The 16,285-nt window shown below is 32.5% G+C and carries 16 protein-coding genes and 1 tRNA gene; all 17 read right to left on the bottom strand.

What is annotated here, in order from left to right:
* Positions 1 to 10 precede the first annotated feature (10 nt).
* The gene (locus A8143_RS02120) at positions 11 to 2,338 is read right to left on the bottom strand and encodes a CotH kinase family protein (protein ID WP_070137427.1); all 2,328 of its coding nucleotides are present in this window, start codon (positions 2,336 to 2,338) and stop codon (positions 11 to 13) included.
* Positions 2,339 to 2,675: 337 nt separating this feature from the next.
* Positions 2,676 to 3,950 (bottom strand): TolC family protein, encoded by a 1,275-nt coding sequence (locus tag A8143_RS02115; RefSeq protein WP_066755561.1) that lies wholly within the window; start codon positions 3,948 to 3,950, stop codon positions 2,676 to 2,678.
* The gene (locus A8143_RS02110) at positions 3,950 to 5,230 is read right to left on the bottom strand and encodes an HlyD family secretion protein (protein WP_066755557.1); all 1,281 of its coding nucleotides are present in this window, start codon (positions 5,228 to 5,230) and stop codon (positions 3,950 to 3,952) included. The genes A8143_RS02115 and A8143_RS02110 overlap by 1 nt, the downstream gene beginning before the upstream one ends.
* Complete coding sequence (locus tag A8143_RS02105) at positions 5,220 to 7,433, bottom strand: peptidase domain-containing ABC transporter (RefSeq protein ID WP_066755554.1); 2,214 nt, start codon at positions 7,431 to 7,433, stop codon at positions 5,220 to 5,222. Before A8143_RS02105 ends, A8143_RS02110 begins: the two co-directional genes overlap by 11 nt.
* Positions 7,421 to 8,551 carry a hypothetical protein gene (locus A8143_RS02100; protein ID WP_066755551.1) on the bottom strand — a complete coding sequence of 377 codons (1,131 nt, stop codon included), beginning with the start codon at positions 8,549 to 8,551 and terminating at the stop codon, positions 7,421 to 7,423. Before A8143_RS02100 ends, A8143_RS02105 begins: the two co-directional genes overlap by 13 nt.
* A 150-nt stretch (positions 8,552 to 8,701) precedes the next feature.
* Positions 8,702 to 9,691, bottom strand: a complete 990-nt coding sequence (gwsG, locus tag A8143_RS02095) for a grasp-with-spasm system ATP-grasp peptide maturase (protein ID WP_066755549.1) — start codon at positions 9,689 to 9,691, stop codon at positions 8,702 to 8,704.
* Positions 9,692 to 10,183, bottom strand: a complete 492-nt coding sequence (locus tag A8143_RS02090) for a hypothetical protein (protein ID WP_066755547.1) — start codon at positions 10,181 to 10,183, stop codon at positions 9,692 to 9,694.
* Positions 10,184 to 10,241: 58 nt separating this feature from the next.
* Positions 10,242 to 10,421: a hypothetical protein gene (locus A8143_RS02085; protein ID WP_066755545.1), complete on the bottom strand. Its 180-nt coding sequence runs from the start codon at positions 10,419 to 10,421 to the stop codon at positions 10,242 to 10,244.
* 227 nt (positions 10,422 to 10,648) lie between these two features.
* Positions 10,649 to 11,566, bottom strand: a complete 918-nt coding sequence (locus tag A8143_RS02080; RefSeq protein ID WP_066755544.1) for a response regulator transcription factor — start codon at positions 11,564 to 11,566, stop codon at positions 10,649 to 10,651.
* Positions 11,563 to 12,126 carry a GNAT family N-acetyltransferase gene (locus A8143_RS02075; RefSeq protein ID WP_066755543.1) on the bottom strand — a complete coding sequence of 188 codons (564 nt, stop codon included), beginning with the start codon at positions 12,124 to 12,126 and terminating at the stop codon, positions 11,563 to 11,565. Before A8143_RS02075 ends, A8143_RS02080 begins: the two co-directional genes overlap by 4 nt.
* An 802-nt stretch (positions 12,127 to 12,928) precedes the next feature.
* Positions 12,929 to 13,138 (bottom strand): cysteine peptidase family C39 domain-containing protein, encoded by a 210-nt coding sequence (locus A8143_RS17160; RefSeq protein WP_066755541.1) that lies wholly within the window; start codon positions 13,136 to 13,138, stop codon positions 12,929 to 12,931.
* Between the two features lie 66 nt (positions 13,139 to 13,204).
* On the bottom strand, positions 13,205 to 13,510 hold the full coding sequence (locus A8143_RS02065; RefSeq protein ID WP_066755537.1) for a hypothetical protein: 306 nt from the start codon (positions 13,508 to 13,510) through the stop codon (positions 13,205 to 13,207).
* A gap of 21 nt (positions 13,511 to 13,531) precedes the next feature.
* Positions 13,532 to 14,407 (bottom strand): hypothetical protein, encoded by an 876-nt coding sequence (locus A8143_RS02060; RefSeq protein ID WP_066755535.1) that lies wholly within the window; start codon positions 14,405 to 14,407, stop codon positions 13,532 to 13,534.
* A gap of 152 nt (positions 14,408 to 14,559) precedes the next feature.
* Positions 14,560 to 14,832 (bottom strand): hypothetical protein, encoded by a 273-nt coding sequence (locus A8143_RS02055; RefSeq protein ID WP_139134241.1) that lies wholly within the window; start codon positions 14,830 to 14,832, stop codon positions 14,560 to 14,562.
* Between the two features lie 193 nt (positions 14,833 to 15,025).
* Positions 15,026 to 15,583, bottom strand: a complete 558-nt coding sequence (locus A8143_RS02050) for a response regulator transcription factor (protein WP_066755531.1) — start codon at positions 15,581 to 15,583, stop codon at positions 15,026 to 15,028.
* A gap of 251 nt (positions 15,584 to 15,834) precedes the next feature.
* Positions 15,835 to 15,908, bottom strand: a tRNA-Arg gene (locus tag A8143_RS02045).
* Positions 15,909 to 16,008: 100 nt separating this feature from the next.
* Positions 16,009 to 16,284 (bottom strand): ATP-dependent Clp protease adaptor ClpS, encoded by a 276-nt coding sequence (locus tag A8143_RS02040; RefSeq protein WP_066755529.1) that lies wholly within the window; start codon positions 16,282 to 16,284, stop codon positions 16,009 to 16,011.
* Between the last annotated feature and the right edge of the window lies 1 nt (position 16,285).

The following is a 16,285-nucleotide window of genomic DNA, read 5'->3' as shown; positions in this document are numbered from 1 at the left end:
TTATGTTCGTTTAAAGGACTATTACCCTTTTTGTGTGTTGATTGCCGTCAGTAACAATTGATAACAAGTAAGTTCCTGAAGCAAAATTTAGATCAAGAGCTTCATTTTTTTGGAGTATGCCAGACTGCAACAATCTACCCGATAAACTGAACAACTGATATTCGAACTCAGTTGTAGGTGTTTCGAAATCGACAAAAACGCTATTTGAGGAAGTAGGATTAGGATAAACATTTATGATTAAATCTTGAGAATTCTCTTCAATAGTGGCATCATCTATTATTACTGGACAGATATATTCATCGGGATCAAAAGTAATACCAAACTCTTCTTGTATATGGTTAATAACATGAGCTTTTCGGCCATTTGCAAAATCAATTAATCCATTTACCCCAGAATTCCATGAACTATATGAAGAAGGTTTTTTCCATCGATCAATATGCTCGTATACTCCCGGTTCGTACAGACCTCTATAGTAATTAATAATGTTAACGACATTTTCGGCGTCAAAATTTGTTTTCATTAAACAGGCCATTCGCTCTAAAAAAGCAGTTTTAAACTCATCTGATTGAAAAAGTTTTCGTAGCAATAAAGTTGCATAAGGTGCATTTTGACCCGAACCAGAAGGGGAAAGCGCGCGTGCAAGTTGATTATATCCCGTGCCTAAATATTTCCATCCCCCATCGATATCGTAAAGCATTTGGCGCCATTTACCAAAACTACCTTCGCTCCAAAGTTTATTATTATTTGTAGGCCAATCTTTGTTGTTGAAATAGATTTCAGTGCAGTAATAATCAATTATACTCTCGATATCCAACAGGTTTTTAACGAACTCATAATTCTCCGGGACATCTAAATTATTTTCATTTAAAAAGTCATATAAAGTTATGTGTCCATCGTTTGAGCCTTCTACTATTCCCCAATCATCTCCAAAATCTGGATGGTTGCTTGATCCATGTAAAACTATATTCACAGAATCTTCATCCACATTATACCGTTCAGAAAAGTACTTTTGATCATAATATTCTCGAATGCTTTGAAGCCCCCAATATTCACCATTTACAAAAACAACGACAGGTTTGGCGTGTTGCGTCTCGATTTTTAATCCATCACAAACCTGAGCAGTAACCTCATCTTTAATCATCGAATTATTCCAACAAGTTAAACTATTTCTTAATACAACTTTATCGTAAACCCTTTTCTCTTCTCCCAAGTGCTCAAAAAATGGGTAATTCAATTTGGGTGCTCCACGCTCACCCCTTGAATAAAACCTTAGCGATTTTTGAGGGAAATTTCTTCCCTTACCTCCATGTGTTCGAATTCCAATTTCTTGTTCAAAAGCCAAATTGCCGTCCGATGTAAAGTACTGTAAATTAGCATGTCTTTCCCACGCTTCTCCTCGTTTAAAATAATTACCCGACCAAGTTGGACTCATTGGATTAAAATGAACTCCTGGAACATAAATTCCTGTATCCTCATCAAACAAACTACCCGGTGATGCGACAATAGAAACAAGGTCGTATTCTGCATATCGTTCATTTAAATCAGGCTGAATAAAAATGACTTTTGTGTATATCTTTGATGTTCTGACCCCACCATCAAAAGTTGCAGCTCTTAGAATGTGTGCTTTATAATTATCTTCTGCAGGAGTGGCCCAATGCGGACTAGTGGGAATAAAGGAAATATCATCAGGTGTCATTGCCAATTCTCCAAAAGTAATCGCTGCTACAAATAAGGAAGAACTTTCATTAGGTTCACTCCCATCAAGCGTATATTTAATTTGATGCCCATTGGTTGATACAAGGCCCATTGTAATAGGCTCAGCATAAAATCCGGAATGGTAATCAAACTGAATGGCCGACGCCAAATGATTAGAATGACCTGGATTAGGTTGAAAAATACGTTCCCATTTCCCCGTTCCATTTGGCATCCGTCCAAAAGAAATATCTTCAGACAAAGGAGTTGGCGGAACATAGTCCAACAATCCATCATCAGGATGAAAAAGGTATAAACCTTCGCCATCACTTGAAATTTTAAAATTAGTATGCAATTCTCCACCGTATCGATCCTTCTCCGATGCAAAAATGATAAGAAAATCACCTGGATCTATTATTTTGTTTGGAAAAACCCATTTATAGGGGTTGTCCTCTTTGTCCGATAAACCATATCCATTTAGGTTTATGGATGTCGGGCCCAGATTGTAAATTTCAACCCAGTCCGTAAACTCCCCGTCCTCATCAAAAATTGATGATTCATTGTTCGACATAAACTCATTAAAGACAATTTGTGTCCAGCCTAAACTGGCCGTAATCATAAATAGTAGGGTTAAAATATGATTCATGAATAAAGTTTGATACCAATACTAAAATTTTGAGAAAAAGGTTGCTTTGAAAGTTAACATTTTCTTAAAGTGGTAGTCCATCATAGCAATGCCCTAGTGTCACAAATCAATCATTATCAACCATCAGCCTCTTAAGCAAAACCAAAAGGTTAAACGTTGCAGTACCTATTAGTAAATAGCAATGCTAACAAATTTCATAATTTAACCAAAAAAGGGGAAGGCATTGATTTACACTATAAACCGCCACATTTTTTAAAAAACCAAAATCAATGCTTGAATTTTTTGGTTTTTTCTTACGGATATGTGGGAAGCTGAAAGAGTTATAGCAAGCTCAAATTTAGAGGTAAACCATGTAAATAAACTCTGCAAATAACAGCCTATATTTTGATTGTACTAACTCAGATTCAGCATTGAAGAAATCATCTTTAACTTGAATAAAAGTGTAATAATCAATCACCCCATTTTCAAACTGAATTTTTGAATCTTCATAAAGTTTTGTGTATGCATCAAAAGACTTTCTAGCTGACTCCAATGCAGCTTTTTGATTTTCTATATCCAGGTGATACTCCAATAATTGATTTTTGCGACGAATGGAGTGTTGTTCATTACGTATGAGTTGCTGTTGGTATTCTAATTGATTTATTTTGATCTGGGAATAGGAATTTGCACCGCTAAAAATAGGAATACTGATTGTTGCCGATAGTGATTGATAAAAGTTTTCACTTAATTGGTCATCGAAAGGTTTTGGAGCTAACTCGCCATTAGGTGTAAGAAATTTATTATTCTCCGAATACCCACTTCCTAGCGAACCATTAATACTTATCGTTGGAAGTAACCTGCCCTTCAATTGCTTATTTTCATAAAGTATTCTTTTCGTATTCAGGGTTTGCAAAAGATTTTCATCAATGTTAAAACTCATTTCAAGCGAAATGCTATCAGAAAGCTGAAATGTTGAATCAGGAGTTATCCCAATCAAGGTTTGCAGTAAAAATGAAGCTTTTCTTAAATCGTTTAATGCCAATATCATTTGATACTCTTCTTTCGATTTTTGAGCTTCAGATTCTAATCTGTCTTTCTTGGTTTGGTAGTCCAACTCTTCTAAAATTATATCTCGTTCTATCGTTTCCTTGATATAGGAGATATGCTTTTCACGAAGCTTAACAAGCTCGCTATTGAGTTTAACTTGTAAATAAGCTGTAATAATGTCAAGTGTTATACTCCTTTTTTTTCGCTTTAAGTTCTCCCCGCTTATTCTGTAATCAATGGTTTCTATTTTTCGGCTATAATGATTCGTTAGACCTGAAAACAAAGTTAAACTGCTAGACAGATAAAAGTTGTTGTATTGAACTCGATTAGCTGCAAACTGGTTAGTAAAAGGATCAATTGTTTGTCCCCAATTATATCCGTGCGTAGCATTTGCATTAACACTAGGCATGTAGTTCAAATTTGTAGCTCTCATATTTACTTCTGATATGCCCAAGTCAAGTTCTGATAAACGGATACCGTTGTTATTTGCCATAGCTGAATCTATGCACTGTTCTAACGTCCATTCACCCTGTCCAAATGATGTTGAGAGAAAAATGATTGATAATATAGTAAAACATAATCTCATTAATCAAATGCTTTTCTGAATTTGTTAAATATCCGTGTTAGCAATCGAATGTCTTCTGTAATTATATCCGCAGTTCCTGACATTTCAGGCGTGTAATCGAACGTTTTGCCGTAGGTGGATTTCATCCCCTTTTCAAGAAGAAATTCAACTCTATAATTATCCTTATCTGGAAGCAAGGCAATACTACTTACTTCTCCTATTAACTGCCCAAATTCATGATAAGGATAATTATCAATTTGTACTTTGACCTTTTGCCCTTTTTTGATTTTACCGTAGCCCGATTTTGAGACATCAATATATCCAATATAGTTTTGGTTTTCAGGGATAACGGCAAAAAGGCTTGTCTCCTGAGAAACATACTCGTTTTTAGTAACCCTTGTTAGGTAACTTATTTTACCATCAAAAGGGGCGATCAATTGGTAATTTTGCCCCCATGTGGTTAGATCATTTTTTAGGTTAGATAAACTAAAATTGATGTTTTGCAAAAATTGCTCTCTTTTCTTTGCTTTTTCATTCTTTAAGGCATTTAACTGTTTTTTTAAATCTGTAATCGTTATGGAACTTTGGACGGCTGACTTTTTATAATTGCCCACATTATTTTCTGCTTGTATCAGTTTTTGTTCTTCTTCATAGAGCTGTACTTTTGAGATGACTTGTTTATCAAATAATACTTTGTCAGACTCATATTTAGATTGAGCATTTTCCAATTCTTTCTTCGCAGTGTTTAACTGCTGGTAGCTCACAGATCTTAGGATTGTATGATTCTGAATTTGCTCTTCAATATTTTCAATCTCAAAATTAGTAGGGTCATGAGCTAAAAAATATTGATAGTCTTGAACTGCCTTTTTCAATTCTGAATAATTCGCCTGCATTGAACCAAAAACCAAAGAATCATCACTCAATTGAATATCAGACATTTCCTTATTCAAATTAGATTCAACATTTACAATCACTTCTGATAAATAATTTTTTGAAGATCTTGAGAAATTATCATCAATAACTGCAATGATTTGACCTTTTTTAACTTCACTATTATCCTCAAAATAAAGTTCTTTAATTTCCCCTGAAGATTTTGTAACCAATTTGACTGGTGGTACTTTTGTTGTAATGGTAACTCCTCCCTGAATTACATCAGGATACTTGATAAACCATGAAATGAAGATTAATAAAGCAATCAATAAAAAGATCACAGTAATTCCCCATCTTATCATCCAGTGAGGAACATGAGACATGATTTCCTGCACTTCATCACTTCTTATGTTTCCTTGATTATTTGGCATTGTTTAACTTTTCTAATTCCAATTGATTTTTAACCAAGGTATAATAACTACCTTTTTTTGCTACTAATTCAGCGTGTGTACCTTTTTCGATAATCTTACCTTCATCTAATACGACTATTTGGTCTGCATTTTTTACCGTGCTTAATCTGTGAGCAATAACAATTGCCGTTCGATCTTTAAAAAAGCGGTTCAGGTTTTCCATTATAATGCGCTCATTCTTTGCATCTAGCGCACTGGTAGCTTCATCAAAACAAATAATATCAGGATTCTTATATACCGCCCTTGCTATGAGTAACCGTTGTTTTTGTCCTGTACTCATCCCCACTCCATCCATTCCTATTTTGGTGTTGACCCCTAACGGTAAAGACTCTACAAAATCCTTAATGTTAGCTACTTCAACAGCTTCTGTTAATTTTTCTTGATCTATAAAATCTTCTCCTATTGCAATATTATTGGCTATTGAGTCATTGAAAATATATCCTTCTTGCATAACAACACCACACTTCTCCCTCCAAACCTTTTGTGAGATATTGTTAAGGTTAACTGTTCCAAAATTGATAACTCCCTCGCTTGGCTCATAGAATTTGAGTAAAATTTTCATTAGTGTCGTTTTCCCACTACCACTTGCTCCAACAATAGCCGTAATTTTATTTTCAGGTATCGTTAAACTGAGATTTTTAATTACTTCTTCTGAAGCACCAATATATCTGAAACTTATATTGTCAATATTCAAATCACTACTTTCAGGAATGTGAGAAGATTTTTCTTGATCCAATGGTTCTTCATCCTCTCTATGATGAATTTCTGATAATCGCTCTAATGCAATCTTGGCATCTTGAACGGAATAAACAAAACCAATTAATTGCTGGATAGGACTGTTCAATTGACCAATTATGTAGGAAATGGACATCATCATCCCAAGGGTAATTTGTCCATCTATAACGAGCTTTGCTGAAAAGATGCTTATGAGAAGATTCTTGATCTCGTTAATGAAGTTGGAACCAATCGTCTGTGTTTGTTCTAATGCCAAACTTTTCATGGAAATTTTAAACAAACGAGCTTGCAAAAATTCCCAATTCCAACGCTTTTGTTTTTCAGCGTTATGGAGTTTTATTTCTTGCATTCCATTAATGAGCTCCATGACTTTACTTTGTTCATCACTCATCTGTGAAAATCGTTTATAATCTAGGTCTTTTCTTCGCTTTAAGAACAGTATCACCCATATAAAATACAGCAAACTACCAACAAGAAAAATTCCAAAAATTTTAAGGTCATACCATGCTAACACTCCTCCAAAAACAACCAAATTAAACAATGAAAAAAGCACGTTTAATGATTGCGAGGTCAATAAATTTTCAATGCGATTATGATCGTTGATCCGTTGCATAATATCGCCCGTCATTTTCACATCAAAATAAGCAATTGGTAGATTCATAAGCTTAATGAAAAAATCAGAAATCAAGGATATGTTGATGCGGGTACTCAGGTGTAACAATATCCAACCTCTAATTATTTCTATTGCCGTTCTTCCAAGAAATAAGAAGAGTTGAGCAATTAAAATGAGATAAATGAAATTAATGTCCTGATTTTGAATACCAACATCAACAACACTTTGCGTCAAAAAGGGAAAAATCAGTTGTAAAAGACTTCCTGCTAAAAGTCCCAGAAACAACTGAAACATGAATTTTTTATACCGAAATAGGTATTGATATAAAAAAGAAAAGCCTTTTCGGGCTTCTTTATCGTCTGCCTCAATCCCTTTTAATCGTGGAGTTGGCTCCATGAGTAGAGCTATACCTTCTTCCGTTTTACTGTCGGCTCCATTTCCAATCCAGTTTTTAACAAAATCTTCTTTCGAGTACTTTAATAATCCATGAGCAGGGTCAGCAACATAAACAATGCCTTTCTTAATCTTATATACAACAATGAAGTGATATTGATTCCAATGAACAATGCATGGTAATGGTGCATCTTTTTCTAATTTTTCAAAACTAACTTTAACTCCAATCGTTCGAAAACCAATATTCTCCGCAGTATCAGCTATGTTCTTTAAGGAAGATCCTTCACGAGTTGTTTCAGAAAGTTTCCTCAGTTTTTCCAACGAAATACCACGACCATAATGCTTCGCAATCATGCGCAAGCAAGTTGGTCCGCAATCCATTTGGTCGGGTTGGTTATAGAATGAAAAGTTCACTCTTCCCATAACTCTTTATTAATTAGAGTTATTTTTTCATGATCAATTTTAAAGCCTTTTTCATTTGAAATTACGCCACAATCTTCCAGAGTTTTATAGCCTTCTTCACCTACCGCTTTCCCGATATAAGGATTATAAGTACATTCGGTTTCTAAATATAGACCTCCTTGATTGTTTTTCAGTGGAAGATTATTCGTAAAACAAACGGTTCTAAATTCACAATCTCTGCATACGTCAATGTTGCTTTTTTTTATAAACCAATTTTCATTTTTACTGTGTTCTTCTATGAAGAATTCTATGAGCTTTTCAGTTTTATCAGTTCTTATATTGCCTATTACCTTATCACAGGATAGATGATTCTTTAAATCTCCATTAAGAGAGATATAAAGTTTTTTATATCTATAAGTACATACATTTAATGATTCAATGTGGTAAGAAAGGTTAATAATATTTGCTCGGACAATTTTATTTTCATTGAACTTTTTTGAGGTTATTTGTATGTCCCTATTTATTGTTGAAGTAGCATTGTAATCTCCTCCGTATGCAATGAATTTCTTTATTCGAGAGTTTAACGTTGCTATTTTTTCTAAATCATCTAATTGCATACTATTGGGAATATACTTAAGATATATATTAATCGATTGAACAATAGAAGCTGAAAATGAGAGGATAAGTTGCTCCAGTTCTTGATTTGTCAAGCTCAAACACCTGATCTCTAAACTTGCAACAAGGCACTTTTCTATGAGTGAATGAATAGATTTTAAATGCTTAAGATTGTTACCATCAATTTCTAATACTACATTATCAATAATTTCTGGAGACTTTTTTAAGTTTGTATTTATTGTAGGAAAATTATTCTTTAGTTTATCAGAAACGAAAAAACCAAATTCATTCTCCACCATAAAATCTAAATACTCAATTGCAACTTGCTTATCTTCATTGTTATAGTGATTTAATACATCTTCAACAGTTTTATTGGCACAAGAATTGAGAAACGAAAGAAGTTCTTTAGGAACAAAATTAGACTTGTTTGGTCTGGTAAAATCTAAAAGTATCGCGTTTCTGTATCCAGTAACAATTGAGCAGTCACTAAATAATTTGAAATACTCATTTAATGGGTAATACATAGAGAGGAAATAGGTTTATAATATTTATCAGGCACCATTGAACTAGTTTGAAGAGATCTACATTTAACTGACTTACTGTGAGAACGCAAATTGTTTGAGTGATCAATTTTCTTTATTTTTACAGAGATTAAAGGTGAAGTAAGTTTTTTTTTAGTCATTGTATTTATTTAAATAATTAGCAATTTTCTCATCTAAAGAATAAAAGCAGTTGGCTTCAACCATCCCATATTGACCAGCTGGATTAACCTCAAGGAATACATATTCTTCTTGTTTAGTCATGATAAAGTCCAATGATCCCGTATTAAGGTTTATAGATTTCATAAAAGAACAAATCTTATATTTCATATGATCAGGCATTTGATAGGGAATCATTCGATTGGGATGATTATCGTTATAATTTCTAAAGTCAATCTTAGTTTTTTCATCATTTTGAGAAAAAATAGCCATTGAATATAATTCTCCTTTCAGGAAAAAGGTTCTAATCTCGAACTTCTTATCGACATAATTCTGAAGCATTGACGGAAATGTTTCCTTAGCAAAAAGAGATAATTCATTCATGTTAAATTCAACTGAATAATAGTTTTTAATCGTTTCTTTTTCATTAATAGAATAAAACAAATCTTGTAAAGGTTTAATCATTTTCGATCCATTCAATAATTTTTTGGAAAGTTTTTTGGTATCAGTCGAGACGATAAATTGAGGGACATTCATTTTAGCACTAATTGCTTCTTGAAAATAAAAAAGTTTATTCCCATTTTTTTCGAAATAATTTCCGATGTGAGCTTTTTTTTCAAGAGTTCTTAACAGAAATGTTTCCAAAGATTGTAATTCTTCGCCTAAAATATACTCCTTGTATTCTTCATTAATCTGAGCTAAATCATTCGGTAAGGTTAAAGTAAGATTTTCAAACATTTTAAGTCTAGCTTTGCGATACCAAAATGATTCAACTTTATCAAGGTCAAAACTAATACCCGAACTTAATTCAAGAAATATCTTAAATTTACTTTCCTCATTTGAAATTGTAATACCTGATAAATAATTAAAATTTCCAGTTCTTATGATGTCTTTTTTGAATCGTAAAAGCCATTTCATCACTTTATCTGTCGATTCATCAAAATCACTTGATATTATTATAACCATTTATCTTAGAATTTCTTTATCGCTTATCTCCCATTTGATCAAAGCTTCTTTTAGAACTCCTGTAAATGGACTTTTGATGTTATTATCATAAACATAAATTGATAGCGGAACAACTAGATACTCCCTACTAAACCTTCCGGCTTTTAACTCATTTGCTATCAGATGAATAAAGTGTTCATTCAAAATTAGATCAGCATTAATTTGAAAAATATGAATAAAAGTTCTTGTTATTCCCTGAGATATTATTTTTCGCTCCTTTTTACTAAAACTGCTTGCATCAATAAGTCCGCCAGACTCAATTAAACTTACAATCTGATTAAAATTATCTTGAAATGATTGATATCTGATCGTTGTATCTTTTATGTTTGACTTGTCAGTTTTGTTTATTCGTTTAAATATTTCAACTATCTCGCATTTACGGATTTGAAGTGAATCTTGACTATATGTATAGAATACGAAATTAAGTGATATGAGTAAAAATGAATATTTCATGTATTGAATGCATTAAAAAGCTGCGGTATTTATCATACCGCAGCTGTTAGTTTAAGGTTTAATTCGACCAACCATCATTATTGAATGGATTCAAGTCATGATTCGTTTTATACTTAACTTTATCTCCACGCACTATAACGAGGTCATTGTTCGCTGTTGGAGTTCTTTCTCCTCCTTTTACTTGGTTAATACCTTCGTTAACCAACTTTTTTCCTTCGAAATTCTTAATTGATTTCATTTTAAATAAATTTTGATATTGCCTACTCTAAAATAGTGGTTTTCGGCATCCCCATTGCTTGCTTTTTCAATAAGAGAGCAAGCAAAACTCTGGTTAAAATATGCTGCAACAAATACCAAACATGGTAAAGATGATGTACCTGAACAAAAACACTTCAATAAGTGAACGTATTTTATACGTATTTTCAAATACGTAATTACGTACTTACGCTTTCGTCTCTTTAAAAATCATACTTTCAAGTATTTCAACAAAAATTCCTCTCGGTTACAACATTCAGCTTTTTTAAAAATATTAGAGGCGTGTTTTGATACTGTTTTATGACTTATATACATTCTTTCTGCAAGATCGTTATAGGTTTCACCTTTAAGAATATATGCTGCTACTTCCAATTCACGAGGTGTTAGTCCTATTTCTGAAATACAGTTTTTATCCGCCGTATTCACTTTACAATCATTTAATTCCCTTTCATTTTTAGCTTGAATTAGAAGTAAAGTATAATATGAAAACCAGATTAAGAAAAAACTGATATTAACCAGTCCATTATTAATAAGTTGATAATCTCCGATTGAAACTATTATAGGCATAGTTGCCATGAACATAATCCCAAATTTTCCAGCAATGTTTAAGCTCCGATACAATCCCTGAATCGAAGTTTGCGCGGATTTTATACGAATCTCTCTAATCGTATTGAAACAAAAATATAAGGCAATAACTACAGGCGGAACTATAAAAACCTTCCTCGCAATTTTAAAATCACCGTATAAAAAATAGGTTAAAACAAAAAGCAACAAAAAGGATGATACTAATGATAAGAATAGAAACTTTATGTTAAAAAAACTTCTTTGGTTTATTTCAAGTTCCTTTACAAGAAAATAAAAGTAATAGCAAGCTAGAATAATACCACTTCCAAATGCAAGAACATTTTGTATGAAAAGGTTAATCGAATGAATATTTCGATCTGGAAACAGTCCACTAAATATATTGTAGCATACAAATAATGATATTAAAAATAAAAACCTCCAATTGGCTCTACTATATGGTTTAGAAACCAGTACACCAAAATGGATGAATAATGCTAGAATCTGTATTACACCCGTTATAAATGTAAGCAATACCATTTCAGTACCAAATACACTCTGATTCATTTTAAAGAATACATTTTTAGTGAATAGCCTAATTGGTTAAGTGTTAATTCTTCTTTAAATCCAAGTTGTTCGTAAAATTTGAAATTTCTTTCAGTAGAAGTCTCGAGGTAAATCTTTCTATTTTGAGCTTGAGCAGATTTAACTATTTTTTTCATCAATCTTGTCCCAATCCCTAAACTTTGCTTTGTTGGGATAACTCCTATATACCACAAATGAATAAAACTCCCTTTAGGATGATTTGACTTAATTAGTGCCTCGCGTTTCATTACTTTTCTAACGTTTTTAATACCAATGCATTGAAACATCAGTCTCACGTCCCAAATTATACTTCTCCAAGTTGTCTTCTTTTTTTCCGTATCTATGATAATGTAACAAGCATTCTTATCTTCTGTTAAAAAAACTTCACCAAAGCTTTCTCCATAAAAAATCGAATATTGTATCAGTTTTTTTAACCTTTTATCTTTTTTTTTATCTTGCTTTGCTACAAGAGTTGTTGATTTGTTGTCTTTAAATGATTCTGTTAGAATCTTGATTACTCTTTCTTTTTTGTGTTTTTCCATTCTTTTAATTGAAATAAAAACCATTCTGCTCCTATTATAATCCCAGCACAACAAGCATTATAAAGAATGTACTCTCCTGTCATGGAACCTTCAGTATTTTGCAATATCTAACCGTTAGTCTCGTTAATTACGATAGAAAGTGGCTGTTTGGGTTAATGTTTTGATTACAAAAAGTAACCACGTAAAAATAGAACAAAATCAAAGACATTTCAATAGGAGGGCAAAAAAATATTTTACCGTAAGCACAGTTGCTATTTCTTAAAACGCGTTTATATTATTTTTAAAGTCAGTTTACAAGGTTTTACAACTAAAAAGATAGCATCTACTTTAGTTGATTTAATAAACGGTAACACATGTTATGAATACATTCATTTTTAACCCGATGAAGAAAAATGAATAAACGAAAAAAACTAACGCACAACCGGATTTATCTCTTAAAAACTTAAATACAAAAAGAAAACCTAAGAAAGTATCAAGGTTGAAAAACAAAAGTCAAATGAAGCGCATGTATCGGGTAGTTACATTAAAGTCACACGAATAGGAAAGGGTTATACCAAATATGAATATTCCGTCTATCTACATCAAATACCCTAGCGCAATATAATCGATTAAGACGTGAAGAAGATTTGCGTTTTTCATGTGTGATTAAAATTATTAATGCATTTGAAATGACTTTGGAAGAATTTTTCTTGAAGAGTTTGATGAGTGGCTTAACGAAAATTTTGTCTATCAACAATTGATTCCAATGCACAATACATGGTAAGGGTGCATCTTCTCTCAATTTTTCAAAATTGATTTTAACTCAAAAGGTACGAAAACCGATATTTTCAGCTGTATCTGCAATGTTTTTAAGGGAAGGTCCTTCACGAGTTGTTTCAGAAAGTTTTCTCAGTTTTTCCAACGATATACTACGACCATAATGCTTCGCAATCATGCGTAAGCAAGTTGGACCGCAATTCATTTGGTTGGGTTGCTTTGGAATGGAAAGTTTATTCTCCCCATAGTTCCTCATTAATTAGAGAGATTTTTTCATGGTCAATTTTAAACCCCTTTTCATTTGAAATTACCCCGCATTCTTCTAGAGTTTTATATCCTTCCTCTCCTTTCCATTCTCAGTTAATAATTGCTTGTTGATCTCACCTGTTAATTCTTGATCCTCATTTTGATATAAATATCCATTTATCTTTAACCAGTTTCTTCTATACCAAACAGAAGTAAACTCACTTAATTTATACTTCTTTTTTCGTACTACAAATTCTATATCATTGATTTTCTCTCCGATAAAAACATTTATGATGTCGACTATATCTTCAGAAGAAACTCTCAAAAAAGATAACTTAAAAAAACCTGAGCCAATCAATGACATCATTGGTTGTCCTATCATCTTTGCTAGAAATTATTAAAATCATAATCTATACTTTTTTTTCCGCTCAGGAAAAGTTACTTCTTCCCTTATATCTTTCCCATTTATAGTTCCATAATATTGATTACCATAATGATATAAACTCCATTTATCATAGGCCATAAATAATGTATAACTTATTTTATTTTGAAAGTAAGCTTTTTCGATAAAAGGTAACAACGCATCCCAAGTTTTTTGAAAATTCACTTCAATTTTAAGATTGTGCCAAATAATGAAACTCAATTTATTATATATTCCTATTCCATTGTCAAAATTGTTTAATAATAAACCGTTATTCAACTTACATAGTTTGATAATTTCTTCTATGTGATAAAAATGAACTGTTGAAATAAGACTGTCCAAAAATACGCAGTTATCTGTCAGAGTAGTATCCTCATTAAACAACCTAATAACTTCTTGATCAGAAAATACTATTTGGTCTACTTTGTTACGATATAATGAGTATAGAGGGGCATTAGTTTTCCATTTTGAATAATGCTTATTTGATTTCTTGGAAACCCAAGTAATCAGATTTTTTTCCTGTATCATTCTCTTTAGCATGCTTCTTTCAACAACCGAATACATTGTATCTAGCTCCTGCGAGTAATTCCAACCATAATACTTCATTAATGGAATAATTCTCCTCTTGAAAAACGTTATATCATTATTCATTAAGGCATATCCCGACATCAATACTTGCTCCGCTGGATCAATACTGTCGTATTGAGCTTCCATCTTTAACCATTCCTCTTTTGCTGATTGATAGTCAGAGTTAAGCTTAGGGTATATTTCTTCATAAATGATTTTATAACTTTGGTTTTGAGTGTAAGAATAAAGTGAAAATAGGATAAAAACTATCTTCAGAAAAACTTTTATCATATTTAAACCTGTTTAGTATTAAAAATTATTGAAAATTTGCTAGGTGCTAATAACATCTAAAAATATATTTGGGAATACTCTATATATATTAGGGAATACTCTATAAAAAACGGAAGTAAATTTGTCTTTTACTCCCGTTTTAACTTTAAGATCTATTTTGAAAAATATGAGTAAGATGCAGAACCAGTAGAATAATCAGATGATGATGCTACACCACAGCCATCTTGACCTTTTAGAGTCTGATCTGTATCAAAAATTGCATCTGTCTCTAAATCGCCACAGTCTGAGCCTTGACTGCTCGTACAATCATGGTCACCAGTACTATTTGATCCTGGGCCTCCACCTCCTTCAACAATTTGTAATGATTCTTTGGTTAAATTGGAATCTTCAAATTTTTTGAATAAATCACTTTTTAAACTTTTCATTTTTAAATAAATTTTAATATTGCCTACTCTAAAATAGTGGTTTTCGGCATCCCCAGTATTCAAAAAATGTTGCAACAAATACCAAACATGGTAAAGATGATGTGTCTGAACAAAAACACTTCAATAAGTGAACGTATTTTATACGTATTTTCAAATACGTAATTACATACTTACGCTTTCGTCTCTTTAAAAATCATACTTTCAAGTATTTCAACAAAAATTCCTCTCGGTTACAACATTCAGCTTTTTTAAAAATATTAGAGGCGTGTTTTGATACTGTTTTATGGCTTATATACATTCTTTCTGCAAGGTCGTTATAGGTTTCACCTTTAAGAATATATGCTGCTACTTCCAATTCACGAGGTGTTAGTCCTATTTCTGAAATACAGTTTTTATCCGCCGTATTCACTTTACAATCATTTAATTCCCTTTCATTTTTAGCTTGAACTAGAAGTAAAGTATAATATGAAAACCAGATTAAGAAAAAACTGATATTAGCCAGTACACCAAAATGCATGAATAATTTTAGAATCTGTATTACATCCGTTATAAATGTAAGCAACACCATTTCTGTACCAAATACTCTACCGCAATATAATCGATTAAGGCGTGAAGAAGATTTGCGCTTTTCATGCGGGATTAAAATTATTAAAGCTTTTGAAATGACTTTGGAAGAACTTTTCTTGAAGAGTTTGATGAGTGGCTTAACGAAAATATTGTCTATCAACAATTGATTCAATGCACAATACATGGTAAGGGCGCATCTTCTCTCAATTTTTCAAAATTGATCTTAACTCCAATTGTTCGAAAGTCGATATTAAAGAACAAGGTTTTCTCACCCAAGGATTGCTGCGCGTTCCTTTGAGCTCCGAATTCCGATTAAAAAGCTACCAATCAGAGATTGGTTTGGCTTTTTGTATTTATATCCTTCATTGAAGCGAGCTTCATTCAGTCTAAAAACACAAAAAGCCCTCTGCAATGCAGAGAGCTTTTTACTCTTAGTGACCTCGGCAGGATTCAAACCTGCAACCGCCTGAGCCGTAATCAGGTATTCTATTCAGTTGAACTACGAGGCCAGTATTTTATTTTGCCGATAAAATCACTTATTTGATTAAATCCGGTGCAAAAGTAATACTTTTTTTTCATTCCTCCGTTAAAAAATTGGAGAAATCGTGATTAATGAATTTTAGCATCAATTCCACGTTCACTAAGGGCTCGGCGCATTGGCAACAATTGATCCATATCTCCCTCTTTTACTGCGCATTTACCGTTGTAATGAATTATCCAAGTACATTGTTCAGCCTGAACCAATTCATGTTTACAAACCTTTACTAAAGAATCAATCACATGATCAAATGTATTGAAATCATCATTATAAATCACCAAATTTTTACCGCCAGCGGTTTTTGAGTCTACCGCAATCTCTTCTTCAAATTCTACTTCTGTACTCATT

It is taken from the genome of Crocinitomix algicola, from assembly GCF_001661595.2.
GTDB classification, from domain to species: Bacteria; Bacteroidota; Bacteroidia; order Flavobacteriales_D; family Crocinitomicaceae; genus Crocinitomix; species Crocinitomix algicola.
The sequence above is the reverse complement of the archived record's forward strand: the minus strand, read 5'-3'. Positions and strand labels throughout refer to the sequence as shown.